Origin of the sequence: Maritalea sp. (assembly GCF_051251695.1) — a bacterium.
In the GTDB taxonomy this organism is placed as follows: Bacteria; Pseudomonadota; Alphaproteobacteria; order Rhizobiales; family Devosiaceae; genus Maritalea.
Genome location: NZ_JBPOEU010000020.1, coordinates 26,569 through 43,877 on the forward strand (window position 1 = coordinate 26,569; position 17,309 = coordinate 43,877).

Annotated in this window: 15 protein-coding genes; 11 read left to right on the forward strand and 4 right to left on the reverse strand. The window is 48.3% G+C overall.

What is annotated here, in order from left to right; translation table 11 throughout:
• The first annotated feature begins 113 nt into the window (after positions 1–113).
• The 3 genes from ACSHWX_RS12825 to ACSHWX_RS12835 all read left to right on the forward strand — a co-directional run bounded on the left by ACSHWX_RS12825 (position 114) and on the right by ACSHWX_RS12835 (position 2,398).
• On the forward strand, positions 114–515 hold the full coding sequence (locus tag ACSHWX_RS12825; RefSeq protein ID WP_435668617.1) for a GntR family transcriptional regulator: 402 nt from the start codon (positions 114–116) through the stop codon (positions 513–515).
• A gap of 1 nt (position 516) precedes the next feature.
• Complete coding sequence (locus ACSHWX_RS12830) at positions 517–1,398, forward strand: hypothetical protein (RefSeq protein WP_435668618.1); 882 nt, start codon at positions 517–519, stop codon at positions 1,396–1,398.
• Between the two features lie 112 nt (positions 1,399–1,510).
• The gene (locus ACSHWX_RS12835; RefSeq protein ID WP_435668619.1) at positions 1,511–2,398 is read left to right on the forward strand and encodes a sterol desaturase family protein; all 888 of its coding nucleotides are present in this window, start codon (positions 1,511–1,513) and stop codon (positions 2,396–2,398) included.
• Here the strand turns inward: ACSHWX_RS12835 and ACSHWX_RS12840 are convergent.
• Complete coding sequence (locus ACSHWX_RS12840; protein WP_435668620.1) at positions 2,392–3,225, reverse strand: transporter substrate-binding domain-containing protein; 834 nt, start codon at positions 3,223–3,225, stop codon at positions 2,392–2,394. The genes ACSHWX_RS12835 and ACSHWX_RS12840 overlap by 7 nt on opposite strands.
• A 102-nt stretch (positions 3,226–3,327) precedes the next feature.
• Between ACSHWX_RS12840 and ACSHWX_RS12845 the strand changes: the two genes are divergently transcribed.
• A complete protein-coding gene (locus ACSHWX_RS12845) occupies positions 3,328–5,232 on the forward strand; it encodes a glycosyltransferase (protein WP_435668621.1) in 1,905 nt (634 codons plus the stop codon).
• A gap of 81 nt (positions 5,233–5,313) precedes the next feature.
• Entirely contained in the window at positions 5,314–5,955 is a 642-nt protein-coding gene (locus ACSHWX_RS12850) for a hypothetical protein (RefSeq protein WP_435668622.1), read from the forward strand.
• Between the two features lie 77 nt (positions 5,956–6,032).
• On the opposite strand, the gene ACSHWX_RS12855 is transcribed toward ACSHWX_RS12850, so the two are convergent.
• On the reverse strand, positions 6,033–7,337 hold the full coding sequence (locus tag ACSHWX_RS12855) for a DUF3422 family protein (protein ID WP_435668623.1): 1,305 nt from the start codon (positions 7,335–7,337) through the stop codon (positions 6,033–6,035).
• A gap of 204 nt (positions 7,338–7,541) precedes the next feature.
• Here ACSHWX_RS12855 and ilvA point away from each other — a divergent pair, with 204 nt between their 5' ends.
• The 6 genes from ilvA (at position 7,542) to ACSHWX_RS12885 (ending at position 15,221) form a co-directional block, all read left to right on the forward strand.
• Positions 7,542–8,798 (forward strand): threonine ammonia-lyase IlvA, encoded by a 1,257-nt coding sequence (gene ilvA / locus ACSHWX_RS12860; protein WP_435668624.1) that lies wholly within the window; start codon positions 7,542–7,544, stop codon positions 8,796–8,798.
• 44 nt (positions 8,799–8,842) lie between these two features.
• Positions 8,843–10,570 (forward strand): ATP-binding protein, encoded by a 1,728-nt coding sequence (locus ACSHWX_RS12865; protein WP_435668625.1) that lies wholly within the window; start codon positions 8,843–8,845, stop codon positions 10,568–10,570.
• Between the two features lie 3 nt (positions 10,571–10,573).
• Positions 10,574–11,926: a sigma-54-dependent transcriptional regulator gene (locus ACSHWX_RS12870; protein ID WP_435668626.1), complete on the forward strand. Its 1,353-nt coding sequence runs from the start codon at positions 10,574–10,576 to the stop codon at positions 11,924–11,926.
• Positions 11,927–12,062: 136 nt separating this feature from the next.
• Positions 12,063–13,064, forward strand: a complete 1,002-nt coding sequence (locus ACSHWX_RS12875) for a C4-dicarboxylate TRAP transporter substrate-binding protein (RefSeq protein ID WP_435668627.1) — start codon at positions 12,063–12,065, stop codon at positions 13,062–13,064.
• Positions 13,065–13,170: 106 nt separating this feature from the next.
• Positions 13,171–13,818: a TRAP transporter small permease subunit gene (locus tag ACSHWX_RS12880; protein ID WP_435668628.1), complete on the forward strand. Its 648-nt coding sequence runs from the start codon at positions 13,171–13,173 to the stop codon at positions 13,816–13,818.
• Positions 13,815–15,221, forward strand: coding sequence for a TRAP transporter large permease (locus ACSHWX_RS12885; protein ID WP_435668629.1), 1,407 nt, complete (start codon positions 13,815–13,817; stop codon positions 15,219–15,221). Before ACSHWX_RS12880 ends, ACSHWX_RS12885 begins: the two co-directional genes overlap by 4 nt.
• 56 nt (positions 15,222–15,277) lie before the next feature.
• Here the strand turns inward: ACSHWX_RS12885 and ACSHWX_RS12890 are convergent, their stop codons facing one another.
• Together ACSHWX_RS12890 and ACSHWX_RS12895 are read right to left on the reverse strand one after the other, a co-directional pair.
• Positions 15,278–15,721, reverse strand: coding sequence for a cupin domain-containing protein (locus tag ACSHWX_RS12890; protein WP_435668630.1), 444 nt, complete (start codon positions 15,719–15,721; stop codon positions 15,278–15,280).
• A 64-nt stretch (positions 15,722–15,785) separates the two neighbouring features.
• Entirely contained in the window at positions 15,786–17,276 is a 1,491-nt protein-coding gene (locus ACSHWX_RS12895) for a flavin-containing monooxygenase (protein ID WP_435668631.1), read from the reverse strand.
• Positions 17,277–17,309 lie beyond the last annotated feature (33 nt).

A 17,309-nucleotide genomic window follows, 5' to 3' on the forward strand; every position in this document is an offset into this window, starting at 1 on the left:
GCGAAACCTAGAATGGCAAAGCTTAGGACAAAACAGGTTCAACAGAAGACCGCTATCCCCACAAATTCAATGTACCACTTGACATAAGGGTACATATACCACATATACGCTTTATGAAAGTTGTTATTGATATTGAAAAGACAGAACCATTGTTCGCTCAATTGATCTCGCAGATCAAACAGGCGGTGATGGATGAAGCCATAATTGCTGGCGATGCTTTGCCATCCATTCGCCAATTAGCCAATGATTTGGACGTGAACAACAAAACGGTAGCCAAAGCTTACAAACTGCTTGAGCGCGACAATGTCATCGTCACCAAAGGTTATCGAGGAACGTTTGTACACCCCGATGCAAAGGCGAACAGCTCTGCGGATTTAAGCCCATGGGCCAACCACGTTCTTGAAGAAGCTGTTAAAACACTAAGAAGCGCGGGCGTGACCGATTCAGAGATCCGCATCGCTTTCAAAGCAAGCATGGACAATCAAAACAACACAACCAAACGTAACGGAGACTGATATGTGGTTAGATATTGTATTTTACATCGTCCTTTTAGGTCAGGTTGTTTTGATCTCGTTCTACTACCCTCAAAAACTGCTGAACCGAAGCATCCATATTCTTGATACGTGTCCCCCTGCGCAGTACCCAAAGCTGTATGAAAATGACTTTTACGCAAACCCCGAAACAATGCTCAGGAAGGTTCTAAATCGATACCGATTTGTAGCCTTCGGGATTGGCCTTTTGGGTGTTTCTCTTTTGACGGCCATGCCGATAACCGGTTATGCGCCACATCAGATAAAGGAGAACCAACATCTTATTTTCGTACTATTTTTCACAGTCCTCCAAATGGTTCCATACATTTATATCGAATTATCGACCTACAATTGGTACAAACATGTCCGCGCAGCATTCAGCAACAAAAAGCGCACTGCTGAGCTAGTCCCGCGTAGATTTTTTAACTTCGCTTCACCCGTCCTAGTTGCACTAACCATCGCACTTTTTGTCAGTGCGCTCGCAATTTACATTATCATCCATAGCAATATAAATCCCTGGAAATGGAACCAATATGTTACTGTATTTGGGATAAGCGCTATGAATGTTGTGTTCGCCGTTGTGGTGTTTTTATCCATCAATGGAAAAAAGCTAGACCCACATCAATCGCATGCAGATCAAATGAGACGCATTCGCACAATCGTGCAAATTCATCTCTTTTCGAGTATCGGCATGAGCCTGTTTTTAATCACAATGGAGCTAGTCAACCAGTTTCGTTTGGATATGTTCGAGCCACTATTCCTGAGCGCATACTTTCAACTCATAATTGTATTCGGCATTGGCCAGATGATGCGCGCATTCTCGACCGAGACTGTTGATTTTGATGCGTATAAGGCAGAAGCCTCTTAACATCCGAACGCTCTAAATAATTGAAAAGTGCGCCCTCACCCGCCAACTCACAAATTGTTGCACATCAGGTGAGTGGCGCACGCCAGTTTCAATGCTATAGGTGAACTTCAAGATGGAAAGTTCACTGATGGAAGAATTAGGCTTTAATGAAGGGGCATGGCGTTTCGGCAGCTTCGTCCTCATCTTAGCAACAATGGTGATTTTGGAAGCTTTAATGCCCCGCCGCGCACGGCGCCATTCGCGCATTCGACGCTGGGTGACCAATTTTGGCATTCTTCTTTCAAGTTATGCCACCATTGCAATTGTCATGCTGGTCCTAACCACACTGGCCGCACCAATTACGGCACTTCTTGCGGCGATTTATGCAAAACAATGGGGTGTTGGCGTTTTCAACTGGCTCGGCTGGCCGATCTGGCTCGAGTGGGTTTTGGCCTTCATCATTTTAGACTTTGTCATCTGGGGCCAACATTGGGCAACGCACAAAATACCAGTTCTGTGGCGTTTACATCGCGTACATCATTCGGATCATGACCTGGACGCATCCAGCGCCATTCGGTTTCATCCGCTGGAAATCGTCCTATCCATATTTATCAAAGCCGCTGCCGTCATCATCATCGGCGCACCTGCCGTTTTGGTTGTGATTTTTGAAGGCGTAGTGAACGGCACGGCCCTGTTCAACCACGCAAATCTCAAACTTCCCCTTTGGTTGGACCGGGTTGTTCGCCCATTCCTAGTCACACCCGACATGCACCGCGTGCATCATTCAATAGAAGAGGGTGAAACCAACTCAAATTATGGGTTTGCCCTGAGTATTTGGGACCGTATATTTGGCACCTATATTGATCAACCAGCTCTTGGCCACGATAAAATGATTATCGGCCTTAAAGAGCACCAAAATGACGGCCCACAACAATTTGTCTGGTCTATGATATTTCCCTTTAGGAACATCAAAACATCCGACAAAAAACCTATCGAAGCAAAATCACAAAGTGATCAGTAAAACCCAACCGGAAACCATTTGAGATAAAGCTCGTCCAGTTTTCCTGACTTGGATAAACGCGTCAGCCCAATATCAATCGCGCGCCTAACATTTACCGCATTCGGATTTACCGCGATGGCAAGCCCCGCCCCAAAATCTTCAACGCTGAAATAGGGGCCGCCGATGAACACACAGCATTGATTTTGGTTGAGCCAAAATGATGCACGCATGCCATCAACAAAAGCGATGTCAATCGTGCCAATACGCAATCCGTCGAGCACCTCAAATTCGCCCGCCAACGGCAAAATGGTCTGGCTGCTAAAGTGCTTTTTCAAAAACGCATGATGTGCTGAACCGCGCTGCACCCCTATAGCGCCCTTAAGTTGATGCGGGTCGAAACCAACTTCGTCCTGGGTCCCAGCTTTAACGACAAACCTGCCAGGCAGTGCCAAATATGTTTTTGAAAATTCGAACTTCGCAGCGTTTACTTCACTCACTCCAAGTCCTGCAATAATCGCGTCGCCCTGCCCATCGACCAGGGCGTTGCCCACTTGATCCCACGGCCAACTCTGCAATGTACATTCAGCGCCAATTTCCTTGCACAACGCCTCAGCCAATTCGACATTGAACCCAACAACTTCACCGTCGGCCCCACGATAATTGAACGGTGGGAAATCAGATGTTGTCAAAAACCGGATCGAAGGCACCAACGAAAGGTCCAACACATCTTCAAATGCTGAAGGGTCAACATGTTTAGGCAAGCTTTGCGCGTTTGCAAGTGAGGCGAGAGCGGCAAACAGCAATACACTCAATGCGCACAGACCAAGCGGATATTTCAATTTCAGCATCATATTCAATTTTCGGTCTTTGACTCGTCGATTAAACTTGGCCACATTATCTTTCATAAATTTATTAATGCAATTTTTTAGTGATCTAGTTTTGTGCAAGAGTTGAACGAACCTCTCAATGAGCCTTTAGGCGCAGCGATTTTACGCCGCGTATTCAAGGAATATTTCCAAAGTGATTGGGCTGCACTTTTTGTCCTAAGACAAGCCGCCAAGGCAGGCGTCGAGCCTTTTCGATATTGCGCCGTTGAATTTAGTCTTACTGAAAGTGAGATTTACCGCCGCGCCGCCAAGGTACTGGGCCTCGCCTATACCCAAGAAATTCAAGCTGATCGCTGCACCAATATTTTTGTGGATCATGTTGAACAATTAAAAAATGCCCGCAGTTTGCGCGGACATCTATTAGACCGTGAGGTGCTTTTTGTAGCACCCGATTTTTGGCGCTTTGTCGAGCTGGCGAAAAGAATAAGTTACAAACCTGAACTGCGCGAGAAGCTATGTGTGGTCGCCCCCAAAACGCTGCTAAACACGCTAACGCATCTGCAAAGCACACCCATTTACGATAGTGCAATAACTAGATTAGCCAAGGTTTGGCCGTTTGCCAGCGCGCATTTGGGCTTGTCCAAATGGGTTCGATATAGTTTTCTTGCAATTGTTTTCGGGGTTGCCCTGAGCGTATTCTTCCCGTGGGGTTGGTTTCAGCCCATCGCCACATTTGCGCTTACGGTTTTGTTTTTGGTTCCAGCGGCGTTCCGTCTAAGTTGCGCACTCAATGGAAGAACCGTTCCTCGCATACCCGTGCAAAACTTAGTCGCTGATGATCAATTGCCCATTTATAGCATCCTCATTCCCCTAAGGGATGAGGCCATACTTGTCGAACAGCTCGTAAAAGCAATTAAAAAGCTAAATTACCCACCCGAAAAGCTCGACGTCAAATTTGTGGTTGAAGCAACCTCAAAAGAAACAATTGCCGCTGTTCAGGCATTCACCGATGATATTCAATTCGAACTCATTCCAGTGCCCGATAGCGAACCCAGAACGAAACCAAAAGCCGTCAATTTCGCATTGCCGTTCGTGCGTGGAGAACATGTTGTCATATTTGATGCCGAAGATATCCCTGAACCCAATCAACTCAGAATTGCGGCAACCGTTTTTGCAAAAAACGCTCAACTCGAATGCTTACAAGCGGAACTGGTCATCGACAACGCCAACGAAAACGCACTAACCGCTTTGTTTGCAACCGAATATGCAGCCCAATTTGGGCTGATTATGCCAGCACTCGCCTATTTCAATATGCCCATGCCATTGGGCGGTACATCCAACCATTTTCGCACTGAAACCCTCAAAAGAATTGGGGCTTGGGATAGTTTTAATGTAACTGAGGATGCCGATTTGGGCATTCGCCTTTCACGATGGAAACTCAAGTCAGCGGTCTTACCCAGCTATACAAGAGAAGAAGCACCCATCAGCCTTTGGCCTTGGGTCAAACAACGCACCCGATGGATGAAAGGTTGGATGCAAACCCTGTTGGTTCACAGCCAAGATTACAAAGCCATGGTCGCCCAAATGGGTTGGCGTAACGCGCTCATCTTTTACATTTATGTTGGCGGATTGATTTTTTCTGCACCCCTGCACGGCCTATTTGTCGCCCAATTCCTCTATGATCTGTTCACCCAAAAAGGTGTCATTGCCAATCAATATTTCCAACTCAACATGCATATGTTGGTGCTGATTTCAGGCTATCTAAGCGCAATGTGTACCGCATTTTTAGGTCTCTGGCACACCCGCCAATTGCACCTGTTTGGCTGGCAGATATTTTTACCATTCTATTGGCTTTTAACGAGTTTTGCGACCCTGCGCGCAGCAATACAACTCGCCACAAAACCGTTTTCATGGGAAAAAACAGCCCATGCCCGCACACAGCTCCCCCGTTTTGATGCCAAAAAAATGCAAAATCAAAAGCAAACCTCAAACAACACTGCTCGCCCAACTTCACCCGAATTGAAGTAAAGTTCATCCCTCTTTGGCAAAGCACTTTGCATAAACTGGCCGCTAGCATAGAATTTCGGATACCCAAGATGAGATTAGACCATGCAAATTCCAATCAACGGACGTCAGAACCACGAATTCAACATCACGCTGAGCGAAGAAAACAAGGACAGCGGCAAAGTCGCCCTACTCCTGCCCGGCTTGGGATATCGCATTGAAAACCCGATATTTTACTTCACAGAAAAACTGCTATTTGACCTTGGTTATCAATCTGCACGGGTCAACTATGCGTACGACAAATTAGACGGTTTCAGAGACCTCGATATCAGTGAAATCATGTCGATCTTAGCAGACGATGCCGCCTCCATCGGCCATGCGGTCGCAAGCATTGCAAACCATGATGAACTGATGTTTGTCGGCAAATCCCTTGGAACGATCATCATGGCCAATCTCTTGCAACAAACCGACATTATGCCAGAGCATTTGGCATGGCTGACCCCTTCCCTTGCAACGCCCATTGTTGATCAGAGCATCAATCAACAGGCGAAAAACTCATTTGTCGCCATCGGCACCAAGGACAAATATTATGACGCCAAGCTTTTGAAAAACTATGCAGATAATGGCGCAACACTTTGTATCATGGACGGGCTGGGTCACGTCCTGGAAGCAGAAGAAGATGTGCCCAAAAGCATCAAGGGCCATCACCAACTCATCAACGGTATGCACAAATGGCTTCGGGCATAAAAACGACCATCACAATCGACTTGAGCAAACTGTTTAAGGGCTCCCTTTTTAGCCGCTACTGATGCAACAGATATCTGCTAATCTGAATTGTGCCTATTCTTGATTGCTCTAATCCCTGACCAACTCGCCAACAAAACAAATGGCGCCAGCAACGCCAATGCCATCGATTTGGAAAGAGGTAAATACTCAGAAAACCCAACCAAGACATATCCTAATATGCCAAGTGCATAATAAGAAATGGCGATTGTCGACAGACCTTCAACGGTTGATTGCAAGCGATATTGGCTTTTGGCTGTTCGCGATATTGACGTCAAAACTTCCCGGCTTTGCGATTGAATATCCACATTGATCCGCGCATCAAGCAACTGAATTGACCGTGCAATCTTGTTGTTCAGTGATCTTTGACGTTTTTCAATCGATCGACATGTGGCCAATGCAGGGTCAACCCTATTTGAAAGATAACGGGAGATGGTTGTGTGTTTTTCGCTCTGTTCTTCCTCAATCCGGTCAAGACGAATTTGCAACACGTCCCCATAAGCACTGCTCGCGGCAAACCGATAGGCGGTCGCATCCAAACTTTGTCCGGCCCGAACTGATAATGAATGCAGATTACTGAGAATATGCTTGCTGTCCTCAATAGACGAAACGCTGCCAATCTTCTCATTTAGTGCGCTCAGTTCAGTTTCAAGCGTTTCAATAATCCTTGATTGAATACGGGCGTCTGGCAAGCCGAGCAGCGCCATCGTGCGGTAGGTGTCAATTTCCAATAGACGCCGAACCAAAATCCCCGTTTTTATAGAGCTCAATCCATCTACAGCGATTTCAAACCGGGTGAACCCGTGAATTTCAGTTTGAAAATCGGTCCCGATCTGAGCGTTGCCCGACCCCACACGGGTTAGACATAAACTTTTCGGTTCAAACCCGAGCAACGCTGCAGGCGATATTTCTAGCTGCTCAACAACATCAATTCGAGAAGCCGCAATGATGGCAAATTGCTTCAAAACCTCAAGGCCAATTCCCATGGGCCTGGCACGCTGATCGTTCACTGGCCCATACCATGTTAGCGTAACAAATTCAGTATGTGCTTCCCACGTCACTTCATATTCACCGGATGAGAATGAGTATTGACGCCAATTCCGGTCTGGCCCAAATCCGTATTCCTGATTACACCAATTGCGCAGTTGCTTACCTGCATAGTCCATTTGATCCGATTGCCGTCCGATCAAAAAAACGATCCGCCGAGCACGCAACGGCGCCTGCAATGGCGGGATTAGGCGAGCATGGATTTCTTCTTGAATTTGTCCACGCTGTTCATGATCAAAAAACTGAATAGCTGCAAACTCTGTTTGGTCGGTGTTATCAGCACCTTGTCCATTTTCCACTGCGGGTCCGCCCTCTTGCCTATCTCTTGCAAGCATTGCGCGGAGTTGGTGTGCCGACAAGTACGCCTTTAGTCATACCGCACCTTCCTAATCTGCATACTGGGTTGCTGCGACCAACGGACATCCGCAAGATTTGTCATATTATTCAATCGGGTGTAGTGATAAATCTCGTTCACCAACATCACCCGGCATAAAGAGGCTAAAGTGACCAAATTCACCGCGCAGGTTGCTGCAGCACATAAAAATATGGCGCAAATAATCCACACAACCCCGTGCCAAAAAAACACCTATTTGTCGCAAAAATTTGGTGCGAAGATTTATCTCAAACGAGAAGATTTAACGCCCGTTCGGTCCTACAAACTACGTGGTGCATACAACTTTATCTCTAAAGCGATAGAGGAAGCCGGAGAACCTAGTGAAGGTTTTGTATGCGCATCCGCCGGAAATCACGCACAAGGATTTGCTTATTGTTGTGCTCATTTTGGCGTGCGTGGCACCATTTTCATGCCTGTCACGACCCCACAGCAAAAGATCGATAAGACCCGAGCCTTTGGTGGCGCGAACATTGAAATCGTGTTGATCGGCGACATTTTCGATCAGTGTTATGCAGCAGCATTGGAATTTGCTGAGCAAAAGAGAGCCCTTATGGTGCCCCCATTTGATCATGCTGATATTGTTGAGGGCCAGGCGACCATTGCCCACGAATTGATGACCCAATTGCAGGGTAAAAAAATTGATCTCATCATCATGCCGGTAGGCGGTGGCGGATTGGCCGCTGGTGTATCCAAATATCTTGCACAAGCATCTCCAAACACACAAATTTTGCTGGTCGAGCCCGAAGGGGCACCCAGCCTTAAATCCAGCTTGAAAGAAAATAAACGCGTAAAACTAGAACATATCGACAATTTTGTAGATGGCGCGGCAGTGGCTCAAATCGGCGCTTTGAACTTTGAAATGCTGAAGCACCTGCCACAAGATATCGTGCATTTGGTGCCAGAAAATCGTTTATGTGCAACCATGATCGAAATGCTGAACATCGAAGGCATGGTGCTTGAGCCTGCAGGCGCATTGTCCATTGATATTCTTTCTTCCCTACCCAAAGAAACGTTGGCGGGTAAAAATGTCGTCTGCGTGACATCGGGGGGCAATTTCGATTTTGAAAGACTGCCAGAGGTTAAAGAAAAGGCCCTGAAATACTCCGGCTTGAAGAAATACTTCATTCTGCGTATGCCGCAGCGCCCCGGTGCTCTTAAAGACTTTTTGAATATGCTCGGACCAGATGATGACATCGCTCGCTTTGAGTATCTCAAAAAATCAGCGCGCAACTTCGGCACGGTCTTGATGGGCATTGAGACAAAAGATGCCAAAAACTTTGAGTCTTTGAAGGAAAAGCTGATCGAAGGCGACTTCGGATTTCAAGACATTACGGATAATGATCTTCTATCCAGTTTAATAATATAATCGCCCAAAATTGACAAACCGGATTAGAGGCGCATGGTTGCAGCATGTCACAAAATGCACTTTTCTCTAGAAAATCAAAAAAGTCGATTGCCTATGCCATTGGATTGGCAGCGCTTGTTATAGTTGGGTTCTTCTCACTGTTTTTTGCCTCACTGTCTGTTTTTAAAACCGTCGAGTTAGAACGCGCAGAAGGTCGAGCGAAGCTCTATCATTCTACATTGGTCAGCGCCTTGGAGCGGCTGGAGCATTTGCCTTTTATCGTCGCGCAAGATCCCGCAATTGTGCGCGCTTTATCGGGCGGTGGCCTAAAAGGGGTGAACTCGCGGCTAGAGGATTTTGCAAAACGCTCCAAAGCCGAAGCCATTTATGTCATGGATCAAAATGGCTGGACAATCGCCGCGTCCAACTATGCTGAGGACGTCAATTTTCTAGGCAAAAATTATGGCTTCCGTCCCTATTTTAAGGACGCAATGTCTGGCGTGAGAGGTGAATTTTTCGCCATCGGTGCCACCACGTTTACACCCGGCTTTTTTGTCAGTAACACTGTTCGTGATGACCAAGGAAACGCCATCGGGGTCGTTGCCCTAAAGGTCGCTTTGAGTGAACTTACCGGCGCATGGGCCGCATCAGGCGACGACATTTTGGTAACCAATAATTCAGGCATTACAGTCTTTGCGACATCCAACGAATGGCGCTACCGGGCGACAACACGCTTAAGCGAAGTGCAAATGCTTGAGATCAATAAGATGCAACAATTCGGCAAGCAGGAGCTCAAACCGCTCGATTGGAAACTTGGCGCCAACAACGAAGTTCAACTCAACGGCACAAATTACCTTTATGCCAATATCAGCGTGCAAAGGCGTGGTTGGACCCTGTGGTATATCAAGTCAACGTCCGGCATTTTTGAACGTACTTGGTTCGTCATTATCTTGGCCACCATTGTTATCGCGATGATGGGCATTGCCTTTGTCACCATTCGATCCAATCAACTGCGACGGGCACTCAGCGCCTCCCATGATGACCGCCAAAAGCTGCGCGTCGAAATTGAAGAACGCAAAGCCACCGAGATGCGTTTGGAGCAAACCCAAAGTGAACTTGCACGCACCAGCAAACTTGCCGCACTCGGACAGCTTGCCGCCTCTGTCACCCACGAACTTGGCCAGCCGATTTCCGCCATGCGCAATTATCTGGCCGCCGAGCAAATTGGAAATGGCTATAAACCGGGCGGGTTGATCGACCACTTGACCGGAGTGGTCAAGCGAATGGAAAACATCACCAAAGAACTAAAATTCTTTTCACTCCCCGGAGATGCCAGAACTGAGCAAATCGCGATCAACGATCTGGTTGATGGCGCATTGGAATTGACCCAGCATGATCTCTTGTCTCAAAAAATCAATGTGAACTTATCCATTCCCCAAAGCCTGCCGCTTATTGAAGGCAACCGGCAGCGGCTTGAACAAGTGCTGGTAAACCTCATTCGCAATGCACTCGCCGCCATGAAAGACAGTACCACTAGAAAACTGCAAATTTCAGTAAGCGCCGACCAAGATCGTTTAAACATCAATGTGCGCGATACTGGACACGGTTTGAACGGCCAAACCATCGAGCAATTGCAAGAGCCTTTCCACACCAACAAGCCATCCGGCGAAGGCATGGGATTGGGGCTTGCGATTTCTGCCGCTATCGTGCGCGAGCATCGCGGCCATTTAAGCACTATGGACCATGAAACAGGCGCTGAATTCACCATTGAGCTCCCTTTAGTCAAGGACTAGAAATTGCCAAACTCAACCAAAAATCTGAACCACCGGGTAATCGTGATCGATGACGATAAGGAAATGCGGCAGTCTCTTATTTATCTCTTAAGCGCCGCTGGATGGGAAGTTGAAGCATTGGCTGAAACGAGCATGATTGAAAACAAGGTCGCGGCCTTTTTGCCAGATGTCATCCTTTCAGACGTGCGCATGCCCAATAGCTCTGGTCTGGATCTATTGAGCGAAAAATCAAACGTTGCGCAATTGCCCATTGTTTTGATTTCCGCCCATGGCGATATTCCAACTGCCGTACAAGCCATGCGTGACGGCGCTTATAGTTTTTTGGAAAAGCCGTTTGACCCGCAACGACTATTGACCGTTTTACGCAATGCCGCAGAAAAGAACCGATTGTCCAAAGACGCAGAACGTTTGCGCAAACAATTGGCCACCTTATCCGGCTTAGATCGTGTGCTGTTGGGTAAATCTGAAATGCTGCAATCCGTGCGCGAAAGCGTTCTGGATTTCAGTTCAGCGGATGCTGCAGCCCTCATCCTTGGGGAAACAGGAACCGGCAAAGAACTGGTGGCCCGCGCACTACATAACTTGTCAGACCGCGCAAACGGCCCCTTCCTTGCCATCAATTGCGCGACAATTGAAGCCGAAGGTTTTGAAAAACGCGTTTTTGGTGAAGCGGGACAATCACAAGGTCTATTTCGCCAAGCTGAGGGAGGTACATTGTTCCTGGACGAAATAGGCACTTGCACATTGGACGTACAAGCAAAGCTGTTGCGTGCCATTGAATTGCGCGAGATTTTGCCGGTCGGTGCCGACAAGCCAATCACGGTGAATGTCCGGATTGTCTCCGCATCCAACGAGCCGTTAGATCAAGCCATCAACGATGGCCGTTTCCGCTCCGACCTCTATTTTCGACTGAACAATGTGGTGATCGATCTGCCAACATTACGCTCGCGCAAAGATGATATTCCGCTGCTTTTTGAACACTTCCTCCAAAATTACGCAGAGCTGTATGAAACACAAATCCCAGAAGTAACGACAGAAGATATGGCAATCCTCATCACCCACGAATGGCCCGGCAATGTGCGTGAACTCCGAAATGTCGCCGAACGGTTGGTGCTGGCTTCACGCCGTGGCGCGGGCTCCGTTTCGGAAGCCCTGCGTGTTCAAAACGATATGGGGGACGTCCCCGAAACATTGCGCGAGGCCGTTGCAGCATTTGAACGCACCCTAATCGCCAAAGCCATTCGCAACCATAAAGGCAAAATGGACGCGGTTGCCGAAGCGCTGGGCATTGGCCGCCGGACACTCAACGAAAAAATTGTCAAACTCAACCTCAACAAATCTGATCTGTTGGACTGATTTTACCCTGCGGATTTCCGCAAGGCACTAAGCAATCTCATGCGCAATTTTCCTCATAGGCAAAATATGGCAACCCACTAGGATGCTTTCAACACGGTCAAATTGACTGGGTTGAGGATTCTTTTGGGAGGAAATTATGAATAACATCGTGAAGGTCGCAATTGCGACCACACTCACTTTTGGCTTTGCCGCAGAAGCAATGGCTGTTGAATGGAACGTTTCGGTTTGGGGTAAGCGTCGCGCATTTACCGAGCATGTTGAAAAATTGGCCGAATTGGTTTCTGCAAAAACCGGCGGCGATTTTACGCTAAATCTATCCTATGGCGGCCTATCCAAAAACCGCGAAAACCTTGACGGGATTTCAATCGGTGCGTTTGAAATGGCACAATTCTGCGCTGGCTATCACGCAGACAAAAACCCTTCAATCACCGTTCTTGAATTGCCATTCCTTGGTGTATCTTCACTAGAGCAAGAAATTGCTGTTTCCATGGCGGTTTACAATCACCCAGCAGCGCAAAAAGATCTTGGCCGTTGGAACGCAACATTGTTGATGCCTTCTCCGTTGCCACAATATAACTTCATCGGCGTGGGCGAAGCACCACGCACGGTTGCTGATTTCTCTGGCATGACCGTGCGCGCAACCGGCGGTATTGGCCGCGCTATGGAATCTGTCAACGCAGTACCAAACTCCATGTCGGCAACAGAAGTTCGCCAAGCGCTTGATTCAGGTGTGGTGAAGGCGGTTTCGTTCGCCCCACATGCCCATATGTCATTTGGCACAATCGAGAGTGGCAAATGGTGGACAACAAACCTAAATCCAGGCACCGTAAACTGCCCAGTTGTTGCAAACACTGACGCGCTAAACAGCCTTTCAGATGCGCATAAAGATGCATTGATGAGCTCAATCCCGGAAGCCTTGGCCCATTATGTTGCCAACTATAATGGCGCAACAATGGACGCTTGGGGCCCAGCACTTGACGAGCGCGGTATTGAACGCGTGACCTATTCAGACGAAGAGCTTGCAGCTTTCCGTTCTGCTGCTGGTGGCATCGCGAAGTCTTGGGTAGAAGACAATTCTGCAAAAGGTTTGCCTGCGCAAGAATTGCTCGACTTGGTGCTTTCAACACTCGCTAAATAGACATTTGAAATGAATTCACCCGGCCACGCCAATTGAAAAGCGTGACGCCGGGTGACTTTTATCTAAGCTAATTTGAAACATTTGTTTCAATTTGGGGGGAAACAAAATGGCAGGTGCTTCATCTGTTTTAACTGACGATAGCTGGCTTTCACGCTTTGATCGTGAGCTTTTCAAAATCGAAGGTGTGCTCGCCTTCATCGGCGGCCTAGCAGTCTTTTCATTGATGTTGATGGCGGTGGTGTCGGTAGGCGGTCGCAATTTCTTCAATCGCCCATTGCCCGGATATGTTGATTGGATTGAGCAGGCGATGCCGCTCATCGCCTTTATCGGCGTCGCATATACCCAACGTATTGGCGGGCATATTCGCATGGATATTTTTGTCGGCAGACTTAAGGGCCGCCCATTGTGGACCGCCGAGTTCGTGTCCACATTTGTAATGCTGACATTGATGTTGCTACTGATGTGGGGAGCATGGGCCCACTTCGCGCGTTCATTTGATTTCGCCGCGCCCATGTGGAGCCGCGATAGTTCAATGGATATCGGCATTCCGCTTTGGCCCGCAAAATTGCTCGCACCCGTCGCGTTTTTCGTGCTCTCGATCCGGCTTTCATTGCAACTTTGGGGATTTGGCCGCGCCCTGCGCACCGGCACATTGGAACCCGTTGCAGTACCTTTGATTGAAGACGCCGCCACACAGGCAGCAAACGAAGCCATGCACGTAACAGGCTTTGATGAAGAGGAGGATATCAAATGAGTTCAATTGATATTGGCCTTGTCGTCACCGGCCTATTGCTCATCATGGTCTTGATCGGCGTGCGCGTTGCATTTGCTGCCGCTTTAGCAGGCCTAACCGGTTTGATTTGGATATTTTGGTCCAAAAAGGGTTACGATCCGAACCAGTTCTTTTGGGCCATCGAAGTTGCCACTAAAACCGCAGGCCAAGTCCCTCATTCAAAAGTGTCTTCCCAAGCCCTGTCACTCATACCAACCTTCATCCTGATCGGCTATCTCGCCTATTATGCAGGTTTGACCAAGGCTCTTTTTGAGGCTGCCAAACGATGGGTGGGGTGGTTACCCGGCGGCATGGGCGTCGCGACAGTTTTCGCTACTGCTGGCTTTGCGGCCGTGTCTGGTGCATCCGTTGCGACTTCAGCTGTTTTCGCGCGGATCGCCATCCCTGAAATGCTCAAGATCGGTTATGACAAACGCTTTGCAGCAGGCGTTGTGGCCGCTGGCGGCACGTTGGCGTCTCTTATTCCTCCGTCTGCGATTTTGGTGATTTACGCCATTATTGTGGAACAAGATGTGGGTGCATTGTTGCTGGCTGGTTTCTTACCCGGCGCTGTGTCTGCTCTCATATATGGCGGACTGGTTGTTTTGATGGCGACCTTCAATAAGAATTTGGGTCCACCGGTGCGGGGGTATACTTGGGGCGAACGCTTTAAGTCTTTGCCGCCTGCCTTCCCGATTTTCTTTGTTGTGATCATCATCATTTGCTTCATCTACAATCCGTTCGGCGGTGACGCATGGGGCACACCAACTGAAGGCGGTGCAATCGGGGCTTTTGTGATTTTCGTCATGGCTTTGATCCACGGTATGCGTTGGCCACAATTCAAAGATGCGTTGATGGAAACCGGCAAATTGGCGGTGATGATTTTCACCATCATTTGGGGTGTTTTGATCTTTGTTCGGTTCTTGGGCTTTGCTGATCTGCCCGGTGCATTTTCCGATTGGATCACTACGCTCGAGCAAAACCCAATGATCACGCTCATCTGCATCCTGATGGCTTATGCCGTGCTGGGCATGTTCATGGATGCTATCGGCATGTTGCTCCTCACCTTGCCCGTGGTGTTTCCAGCGGTCATGGCCCTTAACGGCGGTATAGACGTTACAGCAGCGGAAAGCGCGTTCGGCATGAGTGGATGGGGTTGTGCCATTTGGTTCGGCATTATCGTCGTGAAAATGGCGGAACTCTGTTTGATCACCCCGCCCATTGGGCTCAACTGCTTTGTTGTGGCTGGGGTTCGCTCAGATATTTCGGTGCAAGATGTATTCCGTGGCGCGTCACCGTTCTTTGTGGCCGATGCCATCACCATCGCCGTGCTCATCGCCTTCCCAGGCATTGTATTGTGGTTGCCAAGCCTGTTGCTTGGCTAAAAAATTTGGGCGGAGGATACAAATCCCCCGCCCAACTGATCGTTTATTCTTCAGGCCTAACCTGCCGGAGGCGGCAGAAAATTCACTTCGTGCAAAGCTGACAAGCGCACCACTTCATCTGGATCACCTAAATCATGCAACGCATTGAACAGATCGAAAAGTTTTCGGCTGGGGGCGACACCAAAAAAGCAGTTCGCATCCTTGCCGGACTTATTCGTAATCCCGTGGGCAATCCCCATAGGCATACGTACTGTGTCCCCAGCCCGCGCCGTCAGGACTTGATCACCAAATGCCAGTTCCAACTCACCGTCCAACAATGTAATCCACTCATCCTGTGTGGGGTGGATATGAGGCGGAACAAAACTATCTGCTGGCAGTAAAGCGTGCCAAATAAATGTGTTTTCACTGTGTAATTTTGGGGTGTAAGTCTGACCTAGAATATTCCACTTTAGATCTGACATTCCTTCACCGTGCGCGGTAATGCCGGGTGTCATTGTCATAGTTTCCTCCATTTTGTTAGGGCTGCCGTCGCAACACATGCGCGACGGCTAAGTGTTACGTCGATCAACTGACTTGATAGTCCGGGGTCGAATTCAAAAACTCCCGATAAGCATCAGCGTTGGGCGGCGCTAAGTTTTCTGCAATTGGATTGCGATGCTTTATCTTCGCGCCCATATCATCCAGCAATTCATCAAAATGCTTGAAGTGATAAGGGGCGACACACAAGCCACCATACACTTTGGCTGATGGTTTTATGTGCCGTTTCCAATTGAGCATCATCTCAATGTTTTGGTTCATCTGTGACGCTGTCGGCTGCTTGGCCAATTTGCCATCCGCATAGCGCACCAACCAATTCGCCGCCAATTCGGCACATAACACCGTACAAAAAGAGGAGTTGAACCCGACAAAGCCCATATCTGGCAGGTCAGGGTTGGCAATAATCCGGTAAAGCCTATATTGCCCGTCCTCTTCGACCAGTTTTTCCTTAAATTTTTGCGGCAAAATAGGCACGCCGAGCTTCCATCCGACAGCCAAAATGGCCAAATCGGTTTTCACACGTTCGCCGCCAGACAACGCAACCTGATCACCCTCATATTCTTTGAAAGTGCCTTTGATGGCCTTTATTCGCCCGTCGGCGATCATGTCGAACAGACCCGGGGTTACGATTGGCACTGAACAATTGATCTCGTCTTCAATTTTGATCTTGGGTCTAAGTCCGGTTTTGTTCAGCTTTAGCTGCATCGTCAGCAACGCTTCTAGCCCACGCCAGTTGGCCCATACAAAAGGTTTGGCAATTACATGCGCAAACTTTTGCATCGGATTTAGCCCCCAGCTAGGAAACATTTGTTCCTGCTTGCGGATGTATAGAATGTTTTTAAAGTTGATCAGCCCACCAATAAAATAGGGTATGCGCCAAACGGACTTCAAATAAACAATATTGACGGACTTCGCACCGAATTTCACAGCATTTACGGCAATATCAGTTGCTGATTTTGAGAATCCCAAAACCGTAACGTCTTTGCCTTTCACAATATCCGGGTCCGTATATTCAGACGAATGCATCACCTGTCCGCCTTGCGCCTCGAACGCCTCTTGGCCCGGATGGGTCAAAATGTTCTTTTCGCTGAACTGCCCAGTACAAACAGAGACAAAATCAAAATCTTCATATGTTTGTCTGCCATCACCATCAACAATTGAAAGTGTCCACCCAGCGGCCCCATCAGCACGACGCGCCATGCCGCTTACACCTGTGTTGAAACGGATTAAGTCCCGTAGATTGTGGTCAGCAGCATAGTCGTTCAAATAGGCATGCACCTGCGGCCCTTTTGGCCATTCAGGATAGTCCTTTGGCATCGCCTTGTCCGTATAGCGATATAAGTCTTTTGGGCTTTGGGTCTGCACATCAGGATATGAACGCGATAATTCCCACACCCCGCCCAAATCGTGACTGCGCTCGATCAACGTTACGTCGTGCCCTTTTTCTTTAAACGTTTTTGCGGTGACAAGACCACTCACCCCTGCCCCAATTACCGCAACCTTTTTCCGGTTTGCCATTGTCCCCTCCTATGTGCCGATTGCATCATTTTT